Raw genomic sequence first — 25,866 nt, forward strand, 5'->3', positions numbered from 1 at the left:
CGGGCACAGCGATGCGCAAACGATGCGAGTAGCCCGGGCGGTGGCCGCTCCGAGACGGTCGCAGTGTGCACGCACTGATCGACCGGCCGGCACCCCGGCCCCCGGCACCCCGGCCCCCGGCACCCCGGCCCCCGGCACCCCGGCCCCCGGCACCCTGGCCCCCGGCAGACGAGACGCCCGGCACCGAACCCCCCGGCATCGAACCCCCGGGCGGCGGCGGACAGGCCGGGCTGCGCGCCCTGGCGGCACGCGTGGCCGGCGGCGACGAGTGGGCCTTCGAGGAGCTGTACGCCGCCACCGCCGGAACCGTCCTGGGCCTCGTGCTACGGGTGCTGCGCGACCACGCCCAGGCCGAGGAGGTCACCCAGGAGGTGTTCCTGCAGGTGTGGCGGGAGGCGGCGCGCTACCGCGCCGAACGCGGCGAGGTCCTGCCCTGGATGCTCACCCTCGCCCACCGGCGCGCCGTCGACCGGGTCCGCTCCGCCCAGGCCACCGCCGACCGCGACCGCACCGCCGCCCTGCGCGCCTACACCCCGGTCTTCGACGAGGTCGCCGACCAGGTCGAACGCGACCTGGACCGCGGCCGGGAACGCGAACGGGTCCGCCGCGCCCTGGCCACCCTCACCGACGTCCAGCGCGAATGCCTGCTGCTGGTCTACTACGGCGGCCGCACCCAAGCCCAGACCGCCGAAGCCCTCGGCGCCCCCCTCGGCACCGTCAAGACCCGCATCCGCGACGCCCTGCTACGCCTACGCACCCAACTCGCCGACCCCCCACCCCACCCGGCACAGCCCCGCGCCCGCACCTGCCTGCCAAATCTGTAGACCGGCCTACATATTCTGCTCTGCCCCGCGATCGTGGTGCGCACAGGAAGTCGACAGGTCCGACTTCCTGTGCGCACCGGCGGCATGGTTCTGTGCCCGGGCCTGCCCTGCCGGGGTCCTCGGCGCGCCGGGGGGGCGAATCTCTAGACCGGCCTACATATTCCGCTCGGACCCGCGGTCGTGGTGCGCACAGGAAGTCGACGGGTCCGACTTCCTGTGCGCGCCGATGGCTTCCGGGGAACGAGCCCTGCTTGCCGCCCGCATCCGCGACGCCCGCTGCCCCGGCCTGCCCCGCATAGGCTCACGCATGTGCCCGTCCCCGTCCCGGTCCCCGTCCCCGCGGCTGCCTCCGCCGACCGGCCGCCGGCCCAGGCCAGCCTGACCACCGGTGCCCTCGCCCGCATGCTCGGCGTTTCCCCGACCACCGTCCGCTCCTGGGAACGCCGCTACGGCATCGGCCCCGCCCGGCGCGACCCCGGGCGCCACCGCCAGTGGAGCCCTCGGGACGTCGCCGTCCTGGCGGAGATGTGCCGCCTGACCGCCCGCGGCGTCACCCCGGCCGAGGCCGCCCGCCTCGCCCTCGCCGCCGAGGCTCCAGGACCGTCCGGGCCGCCAGAGAGCTCCGAGGCGTCAGGGCCGCCCGAGCCGCCCGAGCCGCCCGAGCCGTCGGGGCCGCCGGGGCCGCCTGCCGGCGGGCCGGCCCCCGGTGGCGGGAACGCCCTGCCCGTCGGCACCGTCCGCCCCGAGTGCCGGGGGCTGGCCCGCGCGGCCGTTCGCCTCGACGCCCCCGAGCTCGCCCGGATCCTGCGACACAGCGTCGACACCCTCGGCCCGGTCGCCGCCTGGACCGAGGTGATGATGCCCGCGCTGCGCGCCGCCGGCCGCAAGTGGGCCGCCGAGGGCGAGCGCTACGTCGAGGTCGAGCACCTGCTGTCCTGGCACGTCGCCGCTGCTCTGCGCCGCGCCGCCGACCGGGTCGAGCCGCCGCAGGGTCCGGCCGTCCTGCTCGCGGGCATGCCCGCCGAACTGCATGCCCTGCCGCTGGAGGCGCTGGCTGCGGGGCTGGCCGAACGGGGTCTGCCGTTTCGGATGTTCGGCCCGGCACTGCCGACCGAAGCCCTGCTGGAAGCGGTCCGCCGCACCGGCCCGCCCGCCGTCCTGCTCTGGTCCCAGGTCGCCCGCACCGCCGACCGGGCCCTGGCCCGCCGTGTCGCCGAGACCACCTGGGGCCCCCACGGTGCCCGCACCCGTCCCGTCGTCCTGACCGCCGGCCCCGGCTGGACCGGCCCCCGCCGCCCCCCGGGCGCTCTGCGCCCCCGCGACCTGCCCACCGCCCTCGACCAGCTGGAGCACCTGCTGCGCTGAACCCCCGCCCCTGCGGAACCGCGGAACGTGCGCCGTACAGCGTTGCCCGCGGGCTCGCGCCGTCGGCTCCGGAGTGAATATACCGACCGGTCTACAGATTCGATCGCGCCCGCAGTGCGCACAGGAAGTCGACCTGCCCGACTTCCTGTGCGGGGTGGCTCGCCCTCGGCTTCGCCACGCGGCGGGGCCTGCGGGCGGGCGGCCTGCGAAACGGAAAAATATATCGGTCGGTCTACATATTCGGCCGCACATGCACGGAGCGGCGAGAGCCTGGGGAATGGGAGCGGTTCGGCGTACGCGAGAAGTCGGACCTGCCGACTTCTCGCGCGGCCGGAATCGTGGCCCAGGAGAAATATGCCGGTCGGTCTACATATTTCCCTGGTGGGGGCCGCAGCGCCGCAGTGCCGCCATGCCACCGTGCACAGGAAGTCGGCGGGTCCGACTTCCTGTGCACGGGTGGGCCTGCGGGACGTGGGGAGAATATGTCGGTCGGTCTACATAGTCAGCTGGTGGGCAAGCAGGCGGGGGCGGGAGGTGGGGGGTGCGGCCCCCGGCTACCGGGGGGTTGTTCGCCGGGGGCCGCGGTTCATGGGCTGATGCCGGGTCAGGAGGCGGGCATCAGGACGGTGTCGACGATGTAGACGGTGGCGTTGGCGGTCTGGACGTCGCCGCACAGCACCTTGGCGGCGGAGTTGACGGTGAAGTCCGGGGCGGCGCCGGTCACGGTGAGGTCGTCGGCGGCCAGGGTCTTGTGGCCGCCGGCGAGTGCCGCGGGAGCCAGGCGCTGGGGGACGACGTGGTAGGTGAGGATCTTGGTGAGCTTGTCCTTGTCGGCGAGGACGGCGTCGAGGTCCTTCTTCGGGAGCTTGGCGAAGGCGTCGTTGGTGGGGGCGAAGACGGTGATGTTCTTCGCGGAGTTGAGGGTGTCCACCAGGCCGGCCTGCTTGACGGCGGTGACCAGGGTGGACAGCAGCGGGTTGTTGGAGGCGGCGGTGGCGACCGGGTCCTTGGCCATGCCGCTGAAGCTGCCGGCCCCGTCCTTGGGGACGGCCGCGCACGCGGTGCCGAACGGCTGCCCGGCCGTCACCTGCTCGGCGCCCGGGGCACCGGAAGCCGGGGCACCGGACGGCTGGGCCGCGGCGGTCGCGCTGGTGCTCTTGGCCGTGTCCGAGGACTTCGCCTCGCCGCTGCTGCTGCACGCGCTCAGGGAGGCGGCCAGCAGGCCGGCGGCGAGGACGGCGGCGAAGGGCTTGCGGACCAGGACGGTCGTGTTCATGGACGGATTCTCCTGTCAGGTGGCATCGGGCGGATCCCGGATGCCGAAGGGGTGGGGAGGTCATGAGGTGGGGTCAGGTGACGGTGACGACGACGCTGTGCCAGCCCGTCGCGCCCGAGGGGTGGGGAGGTGTGCGGGTGGCGGGCTGGACGGCCCCGGTGCCGTCGGTGGCACGGGCCTCGAGGCGGTGGGTCCCGGGGGCGGCGCCGGTCCAGGCGTGGGTCCACTGGCGCCACAGGTCGGGCCCGGCGTCGGCGGCCAGTTCGGCCTGCCGCCAGGGCCCGCCGTCGACGCGCACCTCGACGGCGGCGATGCCGCGGTGGGTGGCCCAGGCGGTGCCGGCCACCGTCACGTCGCCGGGCGGCACGCGGGCGAACGGCGCGGGCACGTCGATCCGCGAGGCGGTGCGGACCTCGCCGGTGCGGTCCCAGCCGCGCCGCACCCAGTACGGGTCGCGGGCGGCGAAGGTGGTCACCTCCAGGTCGACGAGCCACTTGGTGGCCGAGGTGTAGCCGTAGAGGCCGGGCACCACCGTGCGGCAGGGGAAGCCGTGTTCGACGGGCAGCGCCTCGCCGTTCATCGCCACCGCGAGCAGCGCCCGGCGCCCGTCGAGGAGCGTCTCGACCGGGGTGCCGATCGTCATGCCGTCCTGCGAGCGGCCGACGAGCTGCTCGGCGCCGGAGCGGACGCCGGCGCGGCGCAGCAGGGCGGGCAGCGAGGCGCCGAGCCAGCGGGTGGTGCCCGCGTAGGGGCCGCCGACCTCGTTGGAGACGCAGGACAGGGTGTGGTCCAGCTCCTCCAGCCCGAGGGCGAGCAGGTCGTCGAAGCCGATCAGCAGCGGGCGGTCGACCAGGCCGTGCAGCCGCAGCGACCAGGCGCGCGGGTCGATGCGCGGCAGGGTCAGGGCGGTGTCGACGCGGTAGAAGTCGGCGGTGGGGGTGATGAACGGGGGCAGGCCGGGGACCGTGGCGCCGACGGCGCGCGGCAGCGGTGGAGCCGGGCGCAGCGGCGGCGGCAGGCGGACGGCGGCGCGGGCCGCGCTGGCGTCGCCGCGCCGGTCGGACAGGACGCGTCCGGCCGTGCCGAGGGCGGCGGCCGTGCCGATCGTGGCGCCGGCCGCCAGGACGCGCCGCCGTTCGGGCCCGGCCGGCCGGACCGGGCCCGAGCCAAGGGAAGGGGAAGGGCCGGGGGAAGGGCCGGGGGAGAGGGCGGGTCCGGCCAGCCACCACAGCACGGCGACCGCGCCGCCGGCCGCGGCGGCGGAGGGCAGCAGGTCGGTGGGGAGGGCCTGCGGGCGGGCCAGCGCGGCCCAGGCGCCGAGGCCGCCGAAGGCCGTGAACAGGGCGGCGGCCGCGCCGCGACGGCGTACGGCCAGCACGCCGAGGGCCGCGGCCGCGAGACCCATGACGGTGTAGATCCCGCCCAGCAGGACCGTCTTGTCGCCAGTGCCGAACCGCTGGACCGCCCACGTCTTGACGGCGGTGGGCGCGAGGTCGATCGCCGCCGAGCCGATCGCCACCACCGGTGAGGCCTGGGGGCGGGTGAACGCCGCCGCCGCCTCACCGGCTCCCACGGCCGCGGCGGCGGCCGCCAGCCCGCACAGCGCCGCCACGGCCGGCCCGGCGGCACGGGTGCGTGCTCGGGGGAGGGCGCCCGGCGGGCTGCTGCTCGTCTCATCGGTCACGGTCCTCATTCGGCGGTCCGGCTCCACCGGATGGGTGCGAGTCCGGATACCCCCCGATCGGGTGACATTGCTCTGGCCGGGTGACACCGCCCGGCCAGGGTTGAGGGCCGCGGACGGGCCGCAGACGGGCTGCGGAACGGGCTGCGGAACGGGCCGGACCGCCGGGAGACCCGGCCCCGGCGCCCCGGGCCGAGGCCGCTCAAGGGCGCCCGGGGACGTCCGGGGCGCCCTTGAGCGGCACCCTCACGGTCTCCTGGCCCCGGCCCGACCCGGCCTTCCGCCGGGCCAGCCGCCCGGCCCGGCCCGGCCCTCCCGCTCAGGTGAACGGGATCAGCAGGACCGGCGCCCCCGTGGGGTGCGCGGAGCCGGCCGAGGGCTCCACCGTGACCCCGATACCGCGCGCACCGTCCAGGGGGCCGTCCAGCAGGAACGCGCCGTCGCCCCGGGGCATCAGCCCCGCCGGGCGCATCGCGGCGCCGTCGTCGAACCACAGCTCGTACGCCGTGCCGTCCGCCGGGGCGGGCAGGCCGGAGGCCAGGAGGACGGCCCGGCCCTTGTCGTGCGACCAGACCACCGCCCCGGTGCCGGTGCCGCCGGCCGCCGGGCCGCTCGCCCGCCGGGCGTCGGGTGCCGCCAGCAGCCCGGTGACCTGGTCCTGGTGCCGCTGCAGCGCGGCGGCGAGGGCCCTGGCCCGGTCCGCCTCCCGGTGCTGCTGGACGGCCACGCCGCCGAGGGCCGCGGCCGCCGCCAGACAGGCCGCCAGCGCCAGCCGCGGCCAGCCGCGGGCGAGCCGCCCGGGGCGCCGGGCACCGTCGGGTCCGGCCGCGGCGCGCGGGGCCTCCTGCCGGACGGTGTCCAGGGCGCCCATCACCCGCGACTTCAGCTCCCCGGACACCGCGACGGCCTGCGCGGCGCCCAGCCTGGCCAGCGTCGCCGTGAACTCGGCCACCTCCCGGGCGCAGGCCGGACACTGCGCCAGGTGGCGCTCGAACTGCGCGCGCTCGTCCGCGTCGAGGGCGTGCGCGGCGTAGGCGCCGGTCAGCGTGTGCAGGTCGGCGCCGCTCATGCTCCCACCCCCAGGCAGTCGCGCAGCCGGATCAGCGCGTCGCGCATCCGGGTCTTGACGGTGCCCAGCGGGGTGCCGAGCAGTTCGGCGACCTGCGGGTAGGTGTACCCGCGGTAGTAGGCCAGCGTGATCGACTCCCGCTGCAGCTCGGTCAGCCCCTTCAGGCAGCGCCGCACCTGCTCGCGTTCCAGCCGCCCCTCGACCTGCTCGGCGACCTCGTCGAACGCCGGCGCGTGCGAGGCGGCGGCGGCCCGCCGGTCGCGGTCGGCGGACGCCTGCGCCGCCCGCACCCGGTCCACGGCGCGGCGGTGGGCGATGGTCAGCACCCACGCCAGCACCTCCCCGCGCTCGGGCCGGTAGCGGGCGCAGGTGCGCCACACCTCCAGCATCACCTCCTGCGCGACCTCCTCGGACTGCGCCGGATCCCGCAGCACCCGGCGGACCAGCCCCAGCACCGGGCCCGCCACCGCGTCGTACAGCCGACCGAACGCCTCCCGGTCGCCGCGCGCGGTCCTGCTCAGCAACTCCTTGAGGTCGGAGCCCGGACGCCCCGGCCCGGACAGGTGAACGACCGTACTCATCCGGCCGCCTCGCGCTCGCAACACACGGGCGACGGCCCCGGCCAGTGGACGGTGGGCATGGCACGACCTCCAGGGAATCCCGGCCGGGCGGACACCCGGCAGGGCCGACGGAACACGGCGACGTCAGGCGTTCGAAGCCGCACCTGGCGCGGATTGCCCGCCAAGGACACCGGATTCCCGGCCCCCGCGCACGCCCGGATTCCCGGCCCCCCCGCGCGCACGCCCAGGCGCCCGCAGGAGACCCCTGGAAGACTCGAATCCCCGGCCGTGTCCAATCCCCGGCCGCGTCCGCTCCGAACACCCCGGCAGCGCCCCCCGCGCCTGGCGGGGCACGGGGGGCGCACCCGCCCGCACGAGAGGAGCCGCAGGTGGACGAGCCGACCCGGACGCGCCCGCACTGCCTGGTCACCGGCGCCACCGGCTACATCGGCGGGCGCCTGGTGCCCGAACTGCTCGCCGCCGGGTACCGGGTGCGCTGCCTGGTCCGCGACCCGCTCCGGCTGCGGGACCAGCCCTGGCGGGCCGACGTGGAGGCCGTCACCGGGGACGTCACCCGCGCCGAGTCCCTGCCCGCGGCCTTCGACGGCATCGACGCCGCCTACTACCTGGTCCACTCCCTGGGTACCGGGCCCGGCTTCGAGACCCGGGACCGGCAGGCCGCCGAGACCTTCGCCGAGGCGGCCGCCGCCGCCGGCACCCGGCGCATCGTCTACCTCGGCGGACTGCTGCCCGCCGGGGTCCCCGAACCGCACCTGTCGGCCCACCTGCGCTCGCGCGCCGAAGTGGGGCGCGCCCTGCGCACGGGCGGCGTCCCCACCGCCGAACTGCGGGCCGCGGTGATCATCGGCTCCGGCTCGGCCTCCTTCGAGATGCTGCGCCACCTGACCGAACGGCTCCCGGCGATGGTCACCCCCCGCTGGGTCGACACCCGCATCCAGCCGATCGCCGTACGCGACGTGCTGCGCTACCTGGTCGGCGCCGCCGCCCTGCCCCCCGAGGTCGACCGCACCTTCGACATCGGCGGGCCCGACGTGCTCACCTACCGGCTGATGATGCGCCACTACGCCGAGGTCGCCGACCTGCCCCGGCGCCTGATCGTGCCGGTGCCCGTGCTCTCCCCGCGCCTGTCCAGCCACTGGGTGGGCCTGGTCACCCCCGTACCGGGCTCGCTCGCCCGACCGCTGGTGGAGTCGCTGCGCCACGAGGTGGTGTGCCGCGAACACGACATCGCCCGCTGGATCCCCGACCCGCCCGAGGGCCTGACCGGCTTCGACCGGGCCGTGGAACTGGCCCTGCGGCGCATCCGCGACGCCCAGGTCTCCACCCGCTGGTCCTCCGCCTCCCTGCCCGGCGCGCCCAGCGACCCGCTGCCCACCGACCCCGACTGGGCCGGCGGCAGCCTCTACCAGGACCTGCGCCGGCGCCGGGTGGCCGCCGACCCGGCCGCGCTGTGGCGGGTGGTGGAGGGCGTCGGCGGCGAGAACGGCTGGTACTCCCTGCCGCTGGCCTGGGCCCTGCGCGGACGCCTGGACCGCCTGGCCGGCGGCGTCGGCCTGCGCCGCGGCCGCCGCGACCGCCACCGGCTGCGGGTCGGCGACGCGCTCGACTTCTGGCGGGTCGAGGAGATCGAACCCGGACACCTGCTGCGGCTGCGCGCCGAGATGCGCCTGCCGGGCCTGGCCTGGCTCGAACTGCGCGTGACACCCGACGGCGCCGGCGGCGCGCTCTACCAGCAGCGGGCGCTGTTCCACCCGCACGGACTGGCCGGCCACCTCTACTGGTGGTCGGTGGCGCCCTTCCACGCCCTGGTGTTCGGCGCCATGGCCCGCAACATCACCGAACGCGCCCGACCCGCCGGCTGACACCCCCACCCCGACCCGCCGGCTGACACCCCCACCCCGACCCGCCGCCCGACACCCGCCGCCGTACCCGCACCCCACCGCACGAGGCCCCCGATGAGCACCGCCGTCGTCCTGTTCACCCAGGACCTGCGCCTGCACGACAACCCCGCCCTGCACGCCGCCCGCACCCGCGCCGACCAGGTCGTCCCCCTGTTCGTCCTCGACCCGGCCATCGCCCGGGCCGGCTTCGCCGCCCCCAACCGGCAGGCCTTCCTCGCCGAGAGCCTCGCCGACCTCGACCGGGCGCTGCGCGCCGCCGGCTCCCGCCTGGTCCTGCGCCACGGCGACCCCGTCGAACAGGCCGCCCGCCTGGCCGCCGAGTGCGGCGCCGACACCGTCCACACCAACGCCGGCGTCTCCGCCTTCGCCACCCGCCGCGAACACGCCCTGCGCCGCGCCCTCGGCGAGCGCCTGCACCTGCACGACGCCGCGCTCACCATCGTCCCCGCCGGCCTCGTCACCCCGGCCGGGCGCGATCACTACGCCGTCTTCACTCCCTACCACCGCGCCTGGCAGCAGGCACCCCGGCGCACCGTCCTGCCCGCCCCGCGCACCCTCGCCACCCCCGACGGCCCCGCGAGCGCCCCGCTGCCCGCCGCCCCCGCCGGCACCTCCCCGGGCCGCGCCCCCGGCGGCGAGAGCGCCGCCCGCCGCCGCCTGCGCGCCTGGAACCCGGACGCCTACGAGCAGTTGCACGACGACCTCGCCGCCGACGCCACCTCCCGCCTCTCGCCGTACCTGCACTTCGGCTGCCTGTCCGCCACCGAACTCGCCCACCGCGCCGGGAAGTCCGACACCCCCGGCGCGGCCGCGCTGGTGCGCCAGCTCGCCTGGCGCGACTTCCACCACCAGGTCCTCGCGGCCCGCCCTGACGCCGCCCACGCCGACTACCGCCCCCGCCCCGTCCGCTGGTACGACGACGAACGCGAGCTCCAGGCCTGGCGCGAGGGCCGCACCGGCTACCCGATCGTCGACGCCGGCCTGCGCCAACTCGCCCACGAGGGCTGGATGCACAACCGGGCCCGCCTGCTCACCGCCTCCTTCCTCACCAAGAGCCTGCGCCACCACTGGCGCCCCGGCGCCGCCCACTTCCTCGCCCTGCTCGTCGACGGCGACCTCGCCAACAACCAGCTCAACTGGCAGTGGGTCGCCGGCACCGGCACCGACACCCGCCCCAACCGCGTCCTCAATCCGCTGCGCCAGGCCGACCGCTACGACCCCGACGGCGCCTACGTGCGCCGCTGGGTCCCCGAGCTCGCCCACCTGCCCGCCCGCGCCGTCCACCGCCCCTGGGAGCTGGCCGAGCCCCCGGCCGGCTACCCGGCGCCCCTGCTGCCCCCCGACGCCCTCGGCACCCGCCTGCGCGAGAGCGGCTGAACCGCCCTCGCCCGAACTCGTCCGTCCTCACCCGAACTCGCCCGCCCTCGCCCGAACTCATCCGAACGGCGTAGCGCCGCGTCCGCTCCCGCGCGGGCCCCGGCCGCCGCGGGATGCGGGCCCCACCCGCCTCCCGTTGGATGAACCTGCGGCCCGGCAGGCCCCGGGCAGGCCGCCCCCGGCAGGTCACCCCGGCAGGCCACCCCACCCCCGGCGCACCACCCGAAGGAGCAGGAGCATGCCCATCTCCAGGACCCGCGACGGCGTCGAGATCTTCTACCAGGACTGGGGCAGCGGACGCCCCGTCGTGTTCATCCACGGCTGGCCGCTCAACGGAGACGCCTGGCAGGACCAGCTGAAGGCCGTCGCGGACGCCGGCCTGCGGGCCATCGCCCACGACCGGCGCGGCCACGGCCGTTCCGCCCCGGTCTACGGCGGCTACGACTTCGACACCTTCGCCGACGACCTCGACAGCCTGCTCACCGGGCTCGACCTGCGCGATGTCACCCTGGTGGCCCACTCCATGGGCGGCGGCGAGCTCGCCCGCTACATCGGCCGCCACGGCACCGGGCGGATCCGCTCCGCCGTCCTGCTGTCGGCGATCACCCCGTCCATGCTCCAGGGCCCCGACAACCCGCACGGCGTGCCCGGCACCGTCTTCGACGACCTCAAGGCCGGCATCCTCACCGAGCGCTCCCAGTTCTGGAAGGACACCTCCGTCGACTTCTTCTCCGCCGACCGCCCCGGCTCCCGCGCCACCCAGGGCAACCGGGACGCCTTCTGGTTCATGGCGATGCACCAGACCATCGAGGGCGGCGTCGACTGCGTGGACGCCTTCGGCTACACCGACTTCCACGAGGACCTGGCCGGGTTCGACATCCCCACCCTGATCGTGCACGGCGACGACGACCGGATCGTCCCCGTCGAGGCCACCGCCCGCCGGGCCGCCCGGATCATCCCCGGCGCCGTCCTGAAGGTGTACGAGAACGGCTCGCACGGCATCGCGATGGTCCCCGGCGACAAGGAGCGCTTCAACGCCGACCTGCTGGAGTTCCTGAAGCGGTGAGGGCGCTTCGGGGGAACCCCGGCAGCCTCAGGGCGCGCGGCGCAGGGACAGTGCCGTGACGTCGTCGCGGCTGCGGCCCCCGCTCCAGCGGCGGGCCTCGCGGTCCAGGGCCTCGGGCAGCAGGGAGGCGGGGGCGGCGGCGAGGGCGGCCAGGCCCCGCTCGACGGGGTAGAACGCGCCGGTGGCGTCCTGGGCCTCGGTGATCCCGTCGGTGAGCAGCACCAGCACGCCGTCCTCGGGCAGCGCGAACCACCGGACGGTGCGCACCTCGTCGGTCAGCTCCGCCAGCCCGAGCGGCACCCCGGCCGGCAGCGGCACGGCCTCGACCCGGCCGCCGTGCAGCAGGTAGGGGGAGAGGTGGCCGCAGTTGACGGCCTGCACGTCCGCGCCGCGCTCCACGCCCAGCACGGTCGCGGTGACGAAGCGCTCGCTCTCGCCGCCCTGCACCGCGTACGCGTTGTGCCGTTCCACCGCCGCCTCCAGGGCGTCCGCGACGCCGGTCAGCGCCGGCTCCCGGAAGGCCGCCTCCCGGAACGCGCTCAGCACCGCGAAGCCCGCGCCGATCGCCGGCAGGCCCTTGCCCTGCACGTCGCCCACCAGCACCCGGGTGCCGTACGGGGTGTCGGCGACGTCGTACAGGTCGCCGCCGACCAGGGCGTCCTCCTCCACCGGCCGGTACAGCCCGTACAGCTGGACGTCGGGGGTGAGCACCGGCAGCGGGCGCAGCAGCTGGCGTTGCAGGGCGACGGCGGTCTGCCGCATCCGGAACAGCTCCCGCTCGCGCCGCACCCGTCGCGCGCACAGCCCGACCACGGCCGCCTCGGCGCCGACCACCCCCACCAGGGTGCCCACCCGGGCGGCCAGCGAGGACGGCGGGAACAGCACCGTGCTGACCGCCACCACCCCGGCCACCCACACCGAGGCCGCGACCGTCTGCGCGACGGTGCCCAGCCCCGCCAGCAGGGCCGGCAGGAACACCAGCAGCAGCACCAGCCGGGCGCTGGTGCCGCTCGCCGCCTGGGCGAGCAGCACCACCGCGGTGGAGGCCAGCACCCCCAGCACCACCGCCCGGTTGCCCGGCGCCCGCGTCCCCCCGCCGTCCCGCTCCCCGCTCCTGTCCCCGTCCGCGCCGCCCACCCCGCCGTCCTCTCCGCCGCCTCGCCGTCCCCCCAGGCATACCGGCGGCCCCACCCGGCCGCCAGCGCAGCCCGCCCGGACGGGCGAGCGCCCGGGTCGGTGCCCGCTCGGGAGCGCCCGCCCGGGCCCGGCCGTCAGACTGCCCGCCGCCCGGCCGTCAGGCGCAGGTGCCGTCCGCGCAGAGCTGCCACGGCTCCCAGGAGACGAACCGGTCCACCTCGGTGGTCCGCCAGGAGCGGTCGCGGTTCCACTCGCGGACGGTCACCCGCAGCCGCCCGTCCGGCAGTTGGACGACCGAGGACGGCGCGCCCAGGCCCGCGTTGGGGTCCGGCAGCCGGGGCAGCCGGCGCACCGGGCCCCAGGAGTCCCGGGCGTCGCCGTCCTGGCTGCGCACCTCCATGGCCGCGTTCGTGTCGGCGCCGGAGGCGAAGGCGTGCAGCCGGCCGTCGCGTTCCCTGAAGAGCGTGAGCCCGCCGTGGTAGGGCGGCGGTGACAGCTCGAAGTTCTCGGTCGGGGTCCAGGAGTCGCCGGGCGCGGGCAGGACGGTGTGGCAGAAGCCGCCGTAGGAGGCGAAGAACACCTCCAGGGCGCCGACGCTGTTCTCGACGGCGCTCACCTGGTACAGCTTCGGGCCCACGGGGGTGGCGCTGACGCGCTCCCAGCCGCCGTAGGCGCCCCCGGGCGCTTCCTGGGAGCGGTGCCAGACGAAGGGCAGGAGGGAGGCCGCCGAACTGTCGTAGAACTGCTGGAACTGTTCGGTCCGCCCGTCGGAGCGCGGCGTCTCCAGCAGGGTGTTCGGGAGGGCGGTACTGGCCAGGCCCTGGGCGGTCGCGTCGGCCCCGCACCCGGCGGCGACGCCCGGCGCGGGGGCCGTGCCCGCCGTGGTCGTCGTGGCCCACGCGGTCGTCCCCGCGAAGGCCACGACCAGCACACCCGACAGCACGGCTTGCGGAAGTCTCCTGTACACGGTCGGTGAACCTCCCCATTCGGTAACGGAAAAGGAGTGCCCGGTACGGGAGTTGGCCGCTTCGCCAGCCCCTCGCGCGGGACCGGCACATTCTCGTGCACCGGCGGCGGGGCGGACAGGGCGCCTGCGGGGCGGCCGGACGGGATCCGGCCGAACGGCGGCCCGCCCCCGGCGGCGGGGGAAGGCCGGCCGGTCCGGGGGGCGACAGGTCAGGCGGCCGGCAGGTCCGGGGCGTCACCGCGGGGACGGCCGCGGAACAGCTCGTCCAGGTGGTGGGTGAGGATCGCCAGCGCGGCGTCGCCGGTGCGCTGGCCGCCGAGCACGCTGGAGCCGAGGCCGTTGACCATGGCCAGCAGCCCGGCGGCGGTCATCTCCGGGTCCCTGGCGGGGTCGATCTGCCCGGCCTGCTGGGCCGCGCGGACCTGCTTGGCGAGGAAGCCCTCCAGCAGGTCGGGCTGGGGCGTCCCGTGCTTCTCCACCAGCGCGGGATCGCTGAGCACCAGCGTGTAGTACGCGGCGTAGGTGCGGGTGATCCGGCGGCTCTCCGGGTCGGTGGGCAGGACGCTGGACAGGACCGCGGTCACCAGGCCGCGCGGCGTGGACGGGGTGGCGGCCTCGGTGATCCACGTCGCCATGCGGGCCTGGAGCTGGGCGCCGAGCCGCTCCAGCGCGTCCAGCAGCAGCCCCTCCTTGGTCGTGAAGTAGTACTGCACCAGCCGCAGGGAGACGCCCGCCTCGGTGGCGACCGCCCGCATGCTGGCCGCCTGCAGCCCCTGGGTGTCGGCGATGCGCAGCAGCGCTTCGGCGATCTGCCGCCGGCGTTCCTCGTGATCGACCCGCGCGTTCATGAACGACCTCCCTGGTACACCCGTATCATGCCGTGATACACATGTATCATGCGAATCAGCCAGTTCAAGAACGACCAGGCCGGGGACCGGTTTCGCGCCGCCTACGAGCGGGCCCTGACGGAACTGTGGCCCGGGCCGCGGACGGCGCTGGACCTCCCGACCGCGTTCGGGACCACCCGCGTCTACCGGACCGGCCCGCAGCACGGCGAGCCGATCGTGCTGCTGCCCGGCTCGGGCGGAAACGCACTGATGTGGCACCGCTACATCGACACGCTGGCCCGCCACCGCCCGGTCATCGCCGTCGACACGGTCGGCGAACCGGGCGCGAGCGTGCAGAGCGCCCCGATCGCCGACGGCCGGGACGCGGCCGCCTGGCTGGACGAACTCCTGACCGCACTGGAGGTGACGGACGCCCAGGTCGTCGGCTGCTCCTACGGCGGCTGGCTGGCGCTCCACCACCAGATCCACCACCCCGGGCGGGTCGCCTCCCTCACCCTGGTGGACCCGGCCGGCTTCGCCGACATCGGCGCCCGCTTCTACGCCTGGGTGATCGCCGGCGGCCTCGCCGCCACCGCGCCGCGAGCGCTGCGCCCCCGGCTGGCCCGCCTGGTCGGCAACAGCGCCATCCTGGAGACCGAACTGATGGCCCTGATGCGCGCGTCGATGGGGTTCCGCCGCGCGCTCCCGGTGCCCCCGGTCCTGTCCGACGAGGAACTGCGCCGCCTGGACGTCCCCGCACTGTTCCTGCTCGGGGAGCGCAGCGCCATGCACGACGCGCACGCGGTCGCCGAGCGCCTCGGCCGCCTCGTGCCCTCGGCCCGGACGGAGATCGTGCCCGGCGCCGGCCACGCCCTGCCGACCGACCGGCCGGACCTGGTGGCCGACCGCGTCCTGCACCCCGCCGGGCGGTAGCGCCACCGGCCGGGCCCGGGGGCTCCCGCACCCCGCCGAGCCCCTGCCCCGCCCCCGCCGAGGCCCGTCGCACCCGCACCCGCACCCGGCTGCGCGCCGAGTTCCCCGCAGGACCCGCCGCGCGGGCGTGACACCACAGCCCGCCCGTAGGGGACTTGACGGAACGTCAGGACGCGGGGGCCGCCATCAGGTCGTGCAGCAGGTCGTCGCCCAGGCCCAGGCCGGTCTTCGACTCGTCGGGCAGGTGGTAGTCGCGGTACCAGTCCGCGGGGGCCTCCGGGTGCGGGCCGCTGACCGCCACCCGGCCGGAGCCGTAGGGGGCGATGACGGCGGCGGCGCGGTCGTTGGAATAGCGGGCCAGGACGTCCACGCCCGGGCCGTCGACGTCGAAGTACGGGCCGTCCTGGAAGTACATCCGCTGCGGGCGGCCGCGCCAGGCGACGTCGACGAGGCGGTCCTGCTCGTCGGTGACGGTCGCCCCCCGGGAGCGGATGTACTGCCCGGAGTCGCCCGGCAGGAGGTCGTAGCCCGGGTCGCCGGCCAGGTAGCCGCCCATGCACAGGCCCAGGTAGCGACCGCCGCCTCGGACGTAGTCGCGCACCAGCTCCGGCGAGAAGCCGGGGTCGCGCTGGAGCAGGCCCCACGCGGTGCTCACCTCCTGCCCGTTGGTGCCGCCCGGCTGCACGTACAGCGCGGCGCCGGCCAGCACGCCAGCGCCGAAACGCAGCCGCTCCTCGGGCCCGACGTAGCGCACCGCGAAGCCGTCGCGCTCCAGCAGCTCCCGCGCCGCCTCCGGGCAGCCCTCGCAGGCCGCCGGGCCCCGGTAGACCAGCGCGAGCGGCCGCCCGTCGGCGGCGGCGACCGCGTCGCCGGCCGCGCCGTCCGACACGGGGGAGGCGCCGCAGGCGGACGCCGTCAGCAGCGCCGCCGCCACCGCCAGGGCCGCGGCGGCCCGCCCGGGCCGCCGCCCACCCCTCATGACCGGCACTGCCGCCATCGCTGACACCCTCCCCGGACAGGACCTACGCCGTGTGCAGCGACGACGCTACGGGCACAGCGGCCCGCGCCGCACGTCCGCCCTCCGAACGGGTGCACCCGCGCCGTCCGCGTTGACGGGCCGCGGGCCCGGGGGAGTAGCGCGGGCGGACGGGTCAGGCGGACGCGGCCCGGGCGGTGCGCCACTGCTCGAACTGCTCCGGGGTGCGCACGCCGTCGTCCAGGACGGCGCGGTAGACGTCCCAGCCGCGCACGCCGCGGCCGTACTCGGGGTGCTCGGACCAGGCGTGCTTGATCCGCAGGACGGCCTCGCGGGCCTGCGGGGTGAGACGCGGCGGCAGGTCGCGCAGGTGGGCGAGGTCGGGCTGGCGGGCGGGCTCGTCGACGAACCACAGGTCGAGGGTCCAGTCGCGGCCCTGCGGGCAGCGGTAGTCCAGGCCGAGGTAGAGGCCGTCGGGGTAGGCGGCGGGGTCGGTGTTCCAGGTGCCGGTGTCGTTGCGCAGGCGCACCTGCCGCACCCGCGGGTGCAGTGCCAGCCGCGCGCCGAGCGCGGCCACCCGCTCGTGCGCGGCCGTGTCCAGGCGCGGGCACACCACGGTGACGTCCAGGTCCCGGCGCACCATCAGCCCCAGCGCCGAACTGCCCACCCGCACCGGCTCCCCGAGGGCGCCCAGCAGCTCGTCCAGGCCCAGGTCGGCGCTGACCGCCCCGGCCTCGGCCTGCCGTTCGTCCTGGTGCCGCAGAAGATCGTCCGTCGTCATCGGGCCAGTCTGCCAGCAGCCGCCGACCCCGGGAATTGACCCATGAAATCGGCATGGAATTGCCACCTGATATCTGGTCTTTCCGGCCCTAGCCTGGTCCCATGACGACGACGAGCAACGCCGCCCCCGCCGCCCCCGTGCTGACCCGCCACGCCGGGGCCGAGACCTGCGCCGACCCGAGCAGCACCATGACCCTGCTCGCCGACTCGGCGCACACCGAGGGCGGGTTCACCAGCTACCGCTCCACCTTCGCCAAGGGCGCCGTCGGGGCCCCCGCGCACTTCCACACCCGGGCGTGGGAGCTGTTCTTCGTCATCGGCGGCTCGCTGCAGGTGCTGGTCGGCGAGGAGGTCACGATCCTGGGCGAGGGCGACTTCCTCGCCGTGCCGCCGCACACCCCGCACGCCTTCGCCGCCGCCCCGGGCGCCGAGGCCGACGTCCTGTTCGTGTTCACCCCGGGCCTGGACCGCTTCGACTACCTGCGCCTGCTGGGCCGCGTCATGCGCGGCGAGACCGACCCGGGCGCGATCGCCGCCTCCGCCGGGCGCTTCGACAACCACTACGTCGACAGCCCCGCCTGGCGCGCCGCCCTCGACCGGAGCGCCGCCCGCGCCTGATGCCCCGCCCCCTAGAAACCGCCCTGCCCCGCCCGGGGCCCGTGACGGCCGTTCCCGGCGGGCCGGTGCGGGCCGGGTGTGGAACGGTGGAAGCCGGGGGTGTCCTGGTTGCGAGAGGAGTGGCCATGTCGTCGAAGCGTCGCCGCAAGAAGAAGGCCCGGGCCCGGCGCGGGGCCAACCACGGCCGCCGGCCCCAGTGCTGAGCGCCTGAACCGTGCGTGCGGCCGGGGCGCCGCCCCCGGCCGCACCGGCCGCTCAGCCCGGTTCGCGCCCGCGCGGCACGGCGTGGTACGTGCAGGTGTCCGTCCAGTCGCGGCCGAAGGTGAGCACCAGCACCGGGCCCGGCCCCTCGGCGCGGGCGGCGCGCAGCAGCGCGGCCGGGTCGCCGTCCGGCGGGATCTGCTCGTGCCGGAAGCGCACGTCGCTGCCCCTGCGCGGCCAGTCCGGGTCCGGGCGGGGGATGCCGGGCAGGTCCCAGACCAGGGTGGCGTCGGCGGTGGACAGGCTCGGGCCGGGCATCCGCCGGCCGTCGGGGAAGAGGCCGCGGTCGCGGTGGTAGCGCAGCGCGTAGGCGACCGTGCCCGGCGAGTACGGCGGTTCGTCGCCCCAGGTGTTCGGGAAGCCCCAGTCGGCCAGGCCCGCCGCCTCGATCCTGGGCAGGACGGCGGTGATGTCCTCGCCGGTGGCGAAGTAGGCGGCGGCGCTCATCCGGCAGACCAGCACGCCGCGGCCCTCGGCGGTGGTGGTGAGCAGGCCGAGCGAGGAGGGGCGGTCGCAGTGGTCGGCGACGCGGGTCAGCAGGTGCGTCACGCCCTCCACCGCGGCCAGGCCCTCGACCAGCCGGCGGATCCGCTCGCGCTCGGCGGCCCGCAGCGCCTCGACCCGCGGCGAGGAGGCCAGTGCGCGCAGCCGGCGGGTGGTGGGCAGACGGGCGCGCAGCGCGTCCCGGGCCCGTACGGGCTGGGCCAGCAGCATGCCGAGCAGGTACTCGAAGCCGTTCACCGGTCGGGGTCCTCTCGGGCCGGGGAAATGGGGAAATGCAGAGAGACCGCTCGGGCCGCTGGGGCCGGGCGGTCTCTGCTGTTCGGACGGGCCCATGCGCCAACACGGCCCGCTGCCGGTGTTCCCGAAAATTTGGAGTAGACAGCGCCCCCGGGTTCCTGACCCGCAGGTCTGGATGACGCTGCTGCACATCGTCACATTCAGCCAGGACGGCTACAAGGGCGAGTTGCACAAAAATGCATCAAATTCCGGTTTCGAGTTCCTGAACTGCACTGATGTCACAGGGTTGTGACGAGATTGCGGGCCGGGCCCGGGATTCTGGCGCATCAATCTTCGCGATGTTCACCGAACCGATTGGGAATCACCCGTACGCCTGACAGAGTGTTGCGCGAAACGGGTTCCTCGCGTGACGCCAACCACCGAAGTGCCCGTCCGTTGGAGTAGACGGTGATATAGGAGGTCCTCGATGACGAGGAAGCGGAAGAAGAAGCGCGCCCCCGCCCACTGCGCCGCCGGCCACCCGGCGCCGCCGCGACCGGGCCTGCCCTGGTCGTCCGGCCCCGTGCGGACGGCCGTGGTCGTCGTCGTGGTCGTCGTGGCCGCCGCCCTGGTGAGGACGGGCATGTCGGCGGGAGCGGCGCTCGAACTGGCCACCGGCGGGCTGCTGTTGAATGCCAGGCTCCAGCAGGGGCGGGCCTAGAAGGAACGCCGGACCGCGATGGGACGCCAGGAGAAACCGATCGCGGCGACCGAGCCGGCCCTGGGCCGACTCGCCGCGTTGCTGCGCGAGCAGCGTGAAGAGGCAGGGTTGACCTACCGTCAGCTCGCCGACCGGACCAACTACCACCCGACCACCCTGCAACGGGCCACCAGCGGCCGGACCATGCCGAACTGGGAGGTCGTCGAGGCCCTCACCCGGGCCTGCGACGGCGACCTCAAGGCGGCCCGCCGCAAGTGGACCCTGGCCAACTACTGGGCCCACGTCCCGCGCCCCTCCGGGACCCAGCGCCGGGCGCCCCGACGGCTCAACCCCGAGCAGGTCGACTCCCTCGCCGACCTGCGACGGGCGATGCACGAGATGCGGCGCAAGGCCGACTGGCCCTCCCTGGAGGAGCTGGACCGCCGGGCCCGGGCCGGGGGAGGGCGCCTGCCCTCCAGCACCCTGGCGCTGGTCCTCAGGGGTGAGGCCCCGCTGCGCAAGGCGGTGTTCCTCACCTACATGGAGGTCTGCGGGGTCAAGGAGGCCCGCCGCGCACTGTGGGCGGCGGCCTGGGAGCGGACGAACAACGCCCGCACCCCGGCACCGGTCAACTCCCGCACGTACCAGCGGGAGTTCACCCGGGCCATGCAGTCCTCCAGCAGCGGCACCTCGACGGACATCCTGTTCAAACTGTGGGTGACCCTGCGCAACAGCCTGGCCGCCGACCGCGCCGAGGACGCCGGCCACCCCGGCCACTCCGCCGGGACGGGCCGCGACGGCGCCGGCGGCGGCCCGCCGGTACTCGTGTGACCCGGTCCGCGGACGGAAACGCGCCACCAGCGCCCCGTCCGCGGACCAGCACCCACCCGCGCCACCTCGGGAATCAACCATGCCGACACCACCGCGACAGCCGACCACCACGACCACGACCATCACCACGACCACCGCCACCGGACCGGCGCTGGGCCTGTGGGCGCTGTACGACCTCCACCTGCGCCACTACCTCGACTACGCCGCCCTGCTGCTCCCCGCGGCCGACGCCCCGCTGGCCGTCCAGGGCGCCTTCGACGACCTCAGCGGCCACTGGCTCGACGCCCTCGCCACCGCCAGCCCGGCCGCCTACGCCTGGCAGGCGGTCCGCCGACGCGTCTGCGCCCTGGCCGGCCCGCGCCCGCTCGGCCCGGTCGCCCACCTCACCGCCCCCCAGCAGGACGTCCTGCTGCTGCACCTGGTCCTCGCCCTGCCCGCCGCCGAGGTCGCCGCCCTGACCGGCACCGAACCGGGCACCGTCCACGTGCAGCTGCGCTCGCTGGCGGCCGTCCGCCGGTAGCGGCCGCCGCCCCGGCCCGCTCCCGTCGTTCCACCGGCCGGGCTGCCCCCGGCCGGTCCGGCGGCTCATCGCGCGGGGCTCGCGACCGGGTCGGGGTCGGGAGCGGCGGGGGAGGGGGCGGCGGCGCGGGCACGGGCCCGGACCTCGGCGACGGCCGGGCAGGTGGCGTAGACGCGGGTGAGGTGGGCCAGGTGGTCGGCCTCGGACTCCAGGTCCTGTCCCAGGGCGTGCGGCGGTTCGGCCGCCGGGGCGGTGCGCGGGGTGTCGGGGTTGGGCCGGGCACCGGCGGCCGCGCGTTCCAGCGCGGCGGCCAGCGCGGCGGCCTCGGCGGTGGCGCCGGCCCGGGCGGCGGACGGGGGGAAGCGCGAGGCGGCGGCGGCGAGCCACCGCGGGGTCCGCGGGTCGAGGTGCTGGCGCAGGATCAGCCGGGCGTCGTGGATCTCGATGATCCGCCGGTACAGGGCGAACTGCGGGTCGCGCGGCGGCAGCAGCGGCAGGCGGCTGGCCGGCGCGAGCGCGATCTCCGGCAGCACGGTGTGCAGGTCCCGCCAGAGCGGGGCCAGCGCCCGGTAGCGGCGGTGGGCGCGCAGCCAGCCGCGGACGGCGGCGTGCGCGGCCGGCCACACCGTGGTGCCCAGGCCCGCCGCGAGCAGCGCCACGCACAGCAGGCCCAGGACGCCGCACAGGGCGTCCTCGGCGCCGGCCTGGGTGCCGGTGGCCGCCGCCTGGACGACGTCGTCGACGCCCCAGGCGTTCCACAGCAGGCCCGCGACCAGGCTCAGCGTGAGCAGCCGCAGCCCGCTGCGCTGGCGCCCGGGCACGGCGGCGCGGGCGAGCCGGGCGAGCTGGCGCAGCAGGGCGGTGAGGCAGTAGGCGAGGTAGAGCACGCCGGCGGCGGTGTACCCGGCCAGTGCCAGACGGGCGCCGGTGGAGGGCGCGGCGGTGAGGTCGGAGGCATCCAGGCCCGGCGCGGCGGCGACGAACAGGACCGCCCGCACCCCCAGGACGCCGGCCAGCAGGGCGAGCTGGCGCCGCACCGCGCGGCGGGGAAGGTCGGGCGTGTCTGACAATTCCCGCCGGGCGCACGACGCCGGGCATCCCGCCTGGACGCACCGGCGAAACGCCCAAGTACGGCCCAGTACGAGGACGCTTCGCCGGCACGCCCAGCCGGGCGCCCACCGCCGCGCGCTGATCCGCCGCGAATTGTCAGACACGCCCTCGGGATCGCGCAGGACGCCGGCCAGCAGCCGGATCGCGCAGGCCGCGCCGATGCGCAGTACGTCGCCGAGCAGGACGGGCACGGCGGGCGCGATCCCGAGCCGGTGCAGCCGGTCGGCGGCCTGGACGGTGGGCGGGGCGAGCAGCAGCAGGGCGGCGGCGAGCAGCGCGGTGGCGTAGCAGCTGTAGCGGGCGATGGCGCGCGGGTTGGTCCGGCGGCCGCGGGCGAAGTGGCAGGCGCTCAGGGCGAAGAACAGCGCGACGCCGTAGAGGACGAGGCCGCTCACGGACGCCCCGCCGCCCGGCCGTCGGCCGCCCGGTCGCCGGCGGGGCCGGGCTCGCCGGTGAGCAGGGCGTCCAGGACGTCCAGCGAGTCCGGGTGCGGGGCGGGGCCGGGCGGGTGCGCGGCGTCGGCCTTGGCGGCCCGGCTGAGGATGAGGGAGGCCAGCAGCTCGGCCTCGCGTTCCTGGGGCTCGTCGTAGCCGGTGCGCCCGAGCACCCGCCGGACCAGGTCGGGGGACAGGTGCGGCAGGAGGTCCGCGGCCGGGCCGAGCGGCGCGGAGCCGGCGTGGTCCAGGAGCAGGTGGGCGATCTCGTGGACCAGGATGTGCCGGCGGTGCAGCGCGCTGGTGTCGGCGGTGTACAGGATGTAGTCCGCCTCCCGGGTGGACACCAGCAGCCCGCAGGGCGCGTTGGGCCGGGCGGCCACCGGCAGCAGGTCGATCGGCCGTCCCCGCCGGCGGGCGATTTGCTCCAGTAGCACGGTGGTGTCGAACGGGCTCGGCAGTTCCAGCTGTTCGGCCATCCGCCGGCAGCGGCGCAGCGCCGATCGGTAGCACCTGTCGTCCCGCACGCTGTGTTCCCCTTCTCGATCAGCGGCCCCGTTCCCCCCGATCTCCCGACCGCCGTGGCTCCGCCTCCGTGCCTGGCCCCCGTCTTCGTAGCCCCCCGCGCCCCGTCCGCCCCGGACCCAGTCAGCCCCGGACCCCGTCCGCCCCGCCCGCGGCCCGCGCCGCCGGCGTCAGGGCGCCGGGTTCCGGCGGGCCGCGTCCCGGCGGGCGATGACGTCGATCAGCTCGCTGACCGTGTCCAGGCCCTCGGAGGAGAGGCCGACCGCGCGCAGCGCCAGGCTGCGCACGCCCGCGTCGCGCAGCGCGCCGAGCAGCGCGAGCTCCTTGGCGATCTCCGCGCCCTGCCGCTCGTCGAAGAAGTACGCGGGCGGGACCTGGAAGAACTGGGCGAGCGCCTCCAGGTGGCGCTTGGTCGGGTTGTCCCGGCGCCCGGTGCGCAGCTGCCACAGGTAGGTGGTGGAGAACGACTCCCCGGTCGCCTCGCGGCAGGCCCGGGCCACCTCTTCGTTGGTGTACTGCTCGCGGTCGGGTCTGCGGACGGTGTGGAACAGCGCCTCGATCCTGGCCGCGAGCCCGGACAGTTCCACCGGTCCGTCCTCCCGGTTCGATTCCGCCATGGCCCGCCCTCCTCACCGGGGCCCCGCACGTCTCCTCCTGGCGGGCGGGCAGGGCCGGCCAGGTCACGATAACCCAACGGCATCAGCTGGCGTGGATCACAAGATACCGCCAATCAACGTCAGTTGACCCCTCCGTCGGCGGCTGACATCCTGGACCGCGGGCGGACCAGTCAAGCTGACTGACCATCAAGTCCGTTCGTGTTAAAGACATTTGACGTTTCCCCCGGATCGGCCGAACGATCTCGGCAGGCCGGTAGCGTGACCGACTCCCCTGGGACCGCCAGGCATCGACGCCCGAGACGGGACCGGCCGGACCGGCCGGCCCCACCGACGGCACGACGTGGGAAGGAGGCGCCCGTGAGCACGGCGCCGCGACACCAGACGGTGCGGCTGGGCTTCCTGTGGCGAGCCGCCGGCGCCCCCATCGGCTGCGTGCTCGCCCTGGCGATGGGCATCGTGCTCGCCGACACCGGGGACGCCGGCCGGATGGGCGCCGTCCCCGCGCTGCTGCTGTCGAGCGCGGCCGTCCTGGGCGTGGCCCTGCCCGTCCCGTACGGCTTCTGGCTGCGCGCCGACGACCACGGCCTCACCCTCGTACGGGCGTTCGTCCCGCGCCGCTACCGGTGGCGGGACATCCAGGGGCTCACGATGGACGCCGGGCAGGACGCCGACTCCGGCGCCCACCGGCTCGTCCTGCTGCTGCGCCTGACCCCGGCACCCCGCCGGACCGCCCGTGCCGCCCGCATCGCCCGCGCCGCACACCTGTACGGGCCGGTCCTCGGCATCCTGGGCACCACCCGCGACGGGCTGCCGCGCGGCACCGAACCCCGCCGCCTCGCCGAACTGTTCGACCTGCTCCGGCGCCACGGCGTCCCCTTCGACGACCGCCGCTACGCCGACCTCGTCCTCACCGCGCACGGCTACCCGGCGCTCGCCCACACCGCCCCCGGCGCGTCCCTCGCCGCTCGGCCCGCCGCCCGCCCCGACGCCGCCTGAACCGGGACCGGACCGGGCCCGCGCAGCCCGCCCCGGCCCTTTGAGCCGCCCACCGCTGAGCCGCCCACCGCCCCGCAGCCGTTGACCCCGACGGAAGCGCGCCCGCCCGGACGGCGCGCCAGGACGTCAGGAGTGCGGCGATGCTCAGGTTCCACGGCGCATGGCGGATCACCGTGGTCGGCAAGAACGCCAGCTTCGACCAGCGCGCGGTGGTGCGCGGCCCCTACGGCACCCGGACGCTGCCCGGCCGGGTCGGCGCCACCCTGGAAGTCGACGAGGACAGCTGGACGCTGACCCTGGAACACCACCTGTGGGGCCGCAGCTGGCAGCCGAACCTGCGCGTCACCCCCGGGCCCGTCACCGAACGCGACGGCGTCCGCAGCCGCCTGCTGACCAGCAACGACTGCCACTGGCCCGACAAGCCCCTGGACTACGTCAACTTCGTCGTCCGCCTCGACCAGAGCCTCGCCCCGGCCCCCGTCCTCGCCCCCGTCCGGGCCGTGCGCCCCGCCGACTCCCTGCGGCCCTCCGCGCCCCGGGCCATCCGCACCTCCTCCGGCGACGTCGGCGACTTCGGCGCGCCCGCCCCCGCTTCCCGGCCCGCGGCCACTCCCGCGCCCAGGCCGGCGCAGGCCCCGGGCACCAACGCCCGGCCCGCCGCGACCCCCTGGTAGCCCGCCACCGTGCCCGGGGGACAGCCCCCGGGCACGGTGGCCCGCTGCCCGGATGTCCCGGACGGGCGCCGCAGGGTTGGCTGGACGCATCCGAACCAACCGATCCGAAAGGCCGTCACCCGTGCTCCTGTGCAAGACCGTCCGCCGCCGCGCCGCCCGCGCCACCGCCGTCGCCGCCCTCGCCGCCGCCCTGGGCGCCACCGCCATGACCGGAAGCGCCCAAGCGATCGTCAACGGCCACGACTCCACCGAGCGCTACCCGTTCATGGCCACGATCCCGATGAGTGCCAAGCAGATAGCCGACGGCACCTGCGGCGCCACCCTGATCGACCCCCAGTGGGTCCTGACCGCCGCCCACTGCGTCACGAGCCCCCCGGAGAACGAACTGAAGCTCGACGGCATCGTGCGCATCGGCAGCGCGCACCGCAAGAGCGGCGGCACCGTCCGGGCCATCACCCGCACCGTGGTCCACCCCGGCTTCAGCTTCGGCGACGGCCAGACCCGCCCCAACTACGACGACCTCGCCCTGGTGCGCCTGGACCGCCCCGTCGCCCAGCGGCCCCTCCCCGTCGCCCAGCGCCCCGGCCCGCCCGGCACCCCGACCCGGCTGCTCGGCTTCGGCACCGTCGTCGACACCCCCAAGTTCGAGGAGATGGTCTTCCCCGACCGCCTCCAGGAGCTCGACACCCGCCGCGGCGCCGTGGCCGACTGCGCCCCCGGCTACGCCGGCCCCACCCGCCTGTGCACGACCAGCCCCACCCCGAAGGCCATGGCCTGCGTCGGCGACTCCGGCGGCCCGCAGCTCCAGCGCGGCCGCGGCGGCCGCTGGGAGCTCATCGGCACCACCTCCGGCCCCGGCGCCCCGGGCGTCCCCTGCACCGGAGGCCCGGGCCTGTACACCGACGTGCGCGCCTACGCCGACTGGATCCAGGCCACCATCGCCGCCGGCTGACCTGGCTGACCTGGCTGACCCGGCTGACCTGCCTTGGCCTGACTGACTGACTGACTGACTGACCGGCCGATCCGGCCGACCGCCTGACCCCGGCGGCCGGATACGCCGGCCGACCCGACGGTAAAGTCCCAGGTGAGCACCGTCGCGC

General features: G+C 76.2%; 28 protein-coding genes. 15 read left to right on the top strand and 13 right to left on the bottom strand.

The genetic code is table 11. The annotated features are described in order from the left end of the window. The first annotated feature begins 197 nt into the window (after positions 1–197). Complete coding sequence (sigK, locus tag AC07AL_RS20120; protein ID WP_363631015.1) at positions 198–824, top strand: ECF RNA polymerase sigma factor SigK; 627 nt, start codon at positions 198–200, stop codon at positions 822–824. A 309-nt stretch (positions 825–1,133) separates the two neighbouring features. Further along, a complete protein-coding gene (locus AC07AL_RS20125) occupies positions 1,134–2,189 on the top strand; it encodes a MerR family transcriptional regulator (RefSeq protein WP_478317864.1) in 1,056 nt (351 codons plus the stop codon). Between the two features lie 604 nt (positions 2,190–2,793). Here AC07AL_RS20125 and AC07AL_RS20130 read toward each other — a convergent pair. The 4 genes from AC07AL_RS20130 to sigK (AC07AL_RS20145) form a co-directional block, all read right to left on the bottom strand. Beyond that, positions 2,794–3,465: a fasciclin domain-containing protein gene (locus AC07AL_RS20130; RefSeq protein WP_478317865.1), complete on the bottom strand. Its 672-nt coding sequence runs from the start codon at positions 3,463–3,465 to the stop codon at positions 2,794–2,796. 73 nt (positions 3,466–3,538) lie between these two features. Then, positions 3,539–5,158, bottom strand: a complete 1,620-nt coding sequence (locus AC07AL_RS20135; protein ID WP_478317866.1) for a molybdopterin-dependent oxidoreductase — start codon at positions 5,156–5,158, stop codon at positions 3,539–3,541. A 307-nt stretch (positions 5,159–5,465) separates the two neighbouring features. Next, the gene (locus AC07AL_RS20140) at positions 5,466–6,215 is read right to left on the bottom strand and encodes an anti-sigma factor (protein WP_363586778.1); all 750 of its coding nucleotides are present in this window, start codon (positions 6,213–6,215) and stop codon (positions 5,466–5,468) included. Further along, on the bottom strand, positions 6,212–6,796 hold the full coding sequence (sigK, locus tag AC07AL_RS20145; protein ID WP_363586779.1) for an ECF RNA polymerase sigma factor SigK: 585 nt from the start codon (positions 6,794–6,796) through the stop codon (positions 6,212–6,214). The genes AC07AL_RS20140 and sigK (AC07AL_RS20145) overlap by 4 nt, the downstream gene beginning before the upstream one ends. 368 nt (positions 6,797–7,164) lie before the next feature. Here sigK (AC07AL_RS20145) and AC07AL_RS20150 point away from each other — a divergent pair, with 368 nt between their 5' ends. The 3 genes from AC07AL_RS20150 (at position 7,165) to AC07AL_RS20160 (ending at position 11,140) form a co-directional block, all read left to right on the top strand. Further along, complete coding sequence (locus AC07AL_RS20150; protein WP_363586781.1) at positions 7,165–8,658, top strand: SDR family oxidoreductase; 1,494 nt, start codon at positions 7,165–7,167, stop codon at positions 8,656–8,658. 93 nt (positions 8,659–8,751) lie between these two features. Further along, positions 8,752–10,074 carry a cryptochrome/photolyase family protein gene (locus tag AC07AL_RS20155; protein WP_363586782.1) on the top strand — a complete coding sequence of 441 codons (1,323 nt, stop codon included), beginning with the start codon at positions 8,752–8,754 and terminating at the stop codon, positions 10,072–10,074. Positions 10,075–10,312: 238 nt separating this feature from the next. Then, positions 10,313–11,140, top strand: coding sequence for an alpha/beta fold hydrolase (locus tag AC07AL_RS20160; RefSeq protein ID WP_363586783.1), 828 nt, complete (start codon positions 10,313–10,315; stop codon positions 11,138–11,140). A gap of 27 nt (positions 11,141–11,167) precedes the next feature. On the opposite strand, the gene AC07AL_RS20165 is transcribed toward AC07AL_RS20160, so the two are convergent. The 3 genes from AC07AL_RS20165 to AC07AL_RS20175 form a co-directional block, all read right to left on the bottom strand. Then, on the bottom strand, positions 11,168–12,277 hold the full coding sequence (locus tag AC07AL_RS20165; protein ID WP_478317867.1) for a PP2C family protein-serine/threonine phosphatase: 1,110 nt from the start codon (positions 12,275–12,277) through the stop codon (positions 11,168–11,170). A 157-nt stretch (positions 12,278–12,434) separates the two neighbouring features. Next, the gene (locus AC07AL_RS20170) at positions 12,435–13,244 is read right to left on the bottom strand and encodes a PLL family lectin (RefSeq protein WP_478317868.1); all 810 of its coding nucleotides are present in this window, start codon (positions 13,242–13,244) and stop codon (positions 12,435–12,437) included. 209 nt (positions 13,245–13,453) lie between these two features. After that, positions 13,454–14,092, bottom strand: coding sequence for a TetR/AcrR family transcriptional regulator (locus tag AC07AL_RS20175; protein WP_363630937.1), 639 nt, complete (start codon positions 14,090–14,092; stop codon positions 13,454–13,456). Between the two features lie 48 nt (positions 14,093–14,140). On the opposite strand from AC07AL_RS20175, the gene AC07AL_RS20180 reads away from it, so the two are divergent. After that, a complete protein-coding gene (locus AC07AL_RS20180) occupies positions 14,141–15,004 on the top strand; it encodes an alpha/beta fold hydrolase (protein WP_400810368.1) in 864 nt (287 codons plus the stop codon). A gap of 166 nt (positions 15,005–15,170) precedes the next feature. Here the strand turns inward: AC07AL_RS20180 and AC07AL_RS20185 are convergent, their stop codons facing one another. Continuing rightward, positions 15,171–16,001, bottom strand: a complete 831-nt coding sequence (locus AC07AL_RS20185; RefSeq protein WP_363630940.1) for a BPL-N domain-containing protein — start codon at positions 15,999–16,001, stop codon at positions 15,171–15,173. A gap of 154 nt (positions 16,002–16,155) precedes the next feature. Next, positions 16,156–16,761 carry a hypothetical protein gene (locus tag AC07AL_RS20190; protein WP_363630942.1) on the bottom strand — a complete coding sequence of 202 codons (606 nt, stop codon included), beginning with the start codon at positions 16,759–16,761 and terminating at the stop codon, positions 16,156–16,158. A 101-nt stretch (positions 16,762–16,862) separates the two neighbouring features. Between AC07AL_RS20190 and AC07AL_RS20195 the strand changes: the two genes are divergently transcribed. Further along, complete coding sequence (locus tag AC07AL_RS20195; protein WP_363624051.1) at positions 16,863–17,378, top strand: cupin domain-containing protein; 516 nt, start codon at positions 16,863–16,865, stop codon at positions 17,376–17,378. Between the two features lie 125 nt (positions 17,379–17,503). Beyond that, positions 17,504–17,581 (top strand): hypothetical protein, encoded by a 78-nt coding sequence (locus AC07AL_RS20200; RefSeq protein WP_464336931.1) that lies wholly within the window; start codon positions 17,504–17,506, stop codon positions 17,579–17,581. Between the two features lie 52 nt (positions 17,582–17,633). Here the strand turns inward: AC07AL_RS20200 and AC07AL_RS20205 are convergent, their stop codons facing one another. Continuing rightward, positions 17,634–18,380, bottom strand: a complete 747-nt coding sequence (locus AC07AL_RS20205; RefSeq protein ID WP_478317869.1) for a hypothetical protein — start codon at positions 18,378–18,380, stop codon at positions 17,634–17,636. Positions 18,381–18,474: 94 nt separating this feature from the next. Between AC07AL_RS20205 and AC07AL_RS20210 the strand changes: the two genes are divergently transcribed. The 4 genes from AC07AL_RS20210 to AC07AL_RS20225 all read left to right on the top strand — a co-directional run bounded on the left by AC07AL_RS20210 (position 18,475) and on the right by AC07AL_RS20225 (position 20,410). Further along, entirely contained in the window at positions 18,475–18,672 is a 198-nt protein-coding gene (locus AC07AL_RS20210) for a hypothetical protein (RefSeq protein ID WP_363586792.1), read from the top strand. 174 nt (positions 18,673–18,846) lie between these two features. Then, positions 18,847–19,080, top strand: coding sequence for a hypothetical protein (locus AC07AL_RS20215; protein ID WP_363586793.1), 234 nt, complete (start codon positions 18,847–18,849; stop codon positions 19,078–19,080). 18 nt (positions 19,081–19,098) lie between these two features. Then, the gene (locus AC07AL_RS20220) at positions 19,099–19,890 is read left to right on the top strand and encodes a helix-turn-helix domain-containing protein (RefSeq protein WP_478317870.1); all 792 of its coding nucleotides are present in this window, start codon (positions 19,099–19,101) and stop codon (positions 19,888–19,890) included. Positions 19,891–19,969: 79 nt separating this feature from the next. Continuing rightward, positions 19,970–20,410, top strand: coding sequence for a sigma factor-like helix-turn-helix DNA-binding protein (locus tag AC07AL_RS20225; RefSeq protein ID WP_363586795.1), 441 nt, complete (start codon positions 19,970–19,972; stop codon positions 20,408–20,410). A gap of 65 nt (positions 20,411–20,475) precedes the next feature. Here AC07AL_RS20225 and AC07AL_RS20230 read toward each other — a convergent pair whose 3' ends face one another. From AC07AL_RS20230 to AC07AL_RS20240, 3 genes are all read right to left on the bottom strand, one after another. Next, positions 20,476–21,915, bottom strand: a complete 1,440-nt coding sequence (locus tag AC07AL_RS20230) for an MAB_1171c family putative transporter (protein WP_363630946.1) — start codon at positions 21,913–21,915, stop codon at positions 20,476–20,478. Continuing rightward, the gene (locus AC07AL_RS20235) at positions 21,912–22,481 is read right to left on the bottom strand and encodes a ParH-like protein (RefSeq protein WP_363586797.1); all 570 of its coding nucleotides are present in this window, start codon (positions 22,479–22,481) and stop codon (positions 21,912–21,914) included. Before AC07AL_RS20235 ends, AC07AL_RS20230 begins: the two co-directional genes overlap by 4 nt. A 168-nt stretch (positions 22,482–22,649) precedes the next feature. After that, positions 22,650–23,096 (bottom strand): XRE family transcriptional regulator, encoded by a 447-nt coding sequence (locus AC07AL_RS20240; protein WP_363586798.1) that lies wholly within the window; start codon positions 23,094–23,096, stop codon positions 22,650–22,652. 357 nt (positions 23,097–23,453) lie between these two features. Here AC07AL_RS20240 and AC07AL_RS20245 point away from each other — a divergent pair, with 357 nt between their 5' ends. From AC07AL_RS20245 to AC07AL_RS20255, 3 genes are all read left to right on the top strand, one after another. Next, the gene (locus tag AC07AL_RS20245; protein ID WP_363630948.1) at positions 23,454–24,092 is read left to right on the top strand and encodes a PH domain-containing protein; all 639 of its coding nucleotides are present in this window, start codon (positions 23,454–23,456) and stop codon (positions 24,090–24,092) included. Positions 24,093–24,232: 140 nt separating this feature from the next. Further along, complete coding sequence (locus tag AC07AL_RS20250; protein ID WP_478317871.1) at positions 24,233–24,766, top strand: hypothetical protein; 534 nt, start codon at positions 24,233–24,235, stop codon at positions 24,764–24,766. Between the two features lie 121 nt (positions 24,767–24,887). Next, positions 24,888–25,718, top strand: a complete 831-nt coding sequence (locus AC07AL_RS20255) for a S1 family peptidase (protein ID WP_478317872.1) — start codon at positions 24,888–24,890, stop codon at positions 25,716–25,718. The last annotated feature ends 148 nt before the right edge of the window (positions 25,719–25,866 follow it).

Source organism: Kitasatospora sp. NPDC043949, assembly GCF_056435365.1.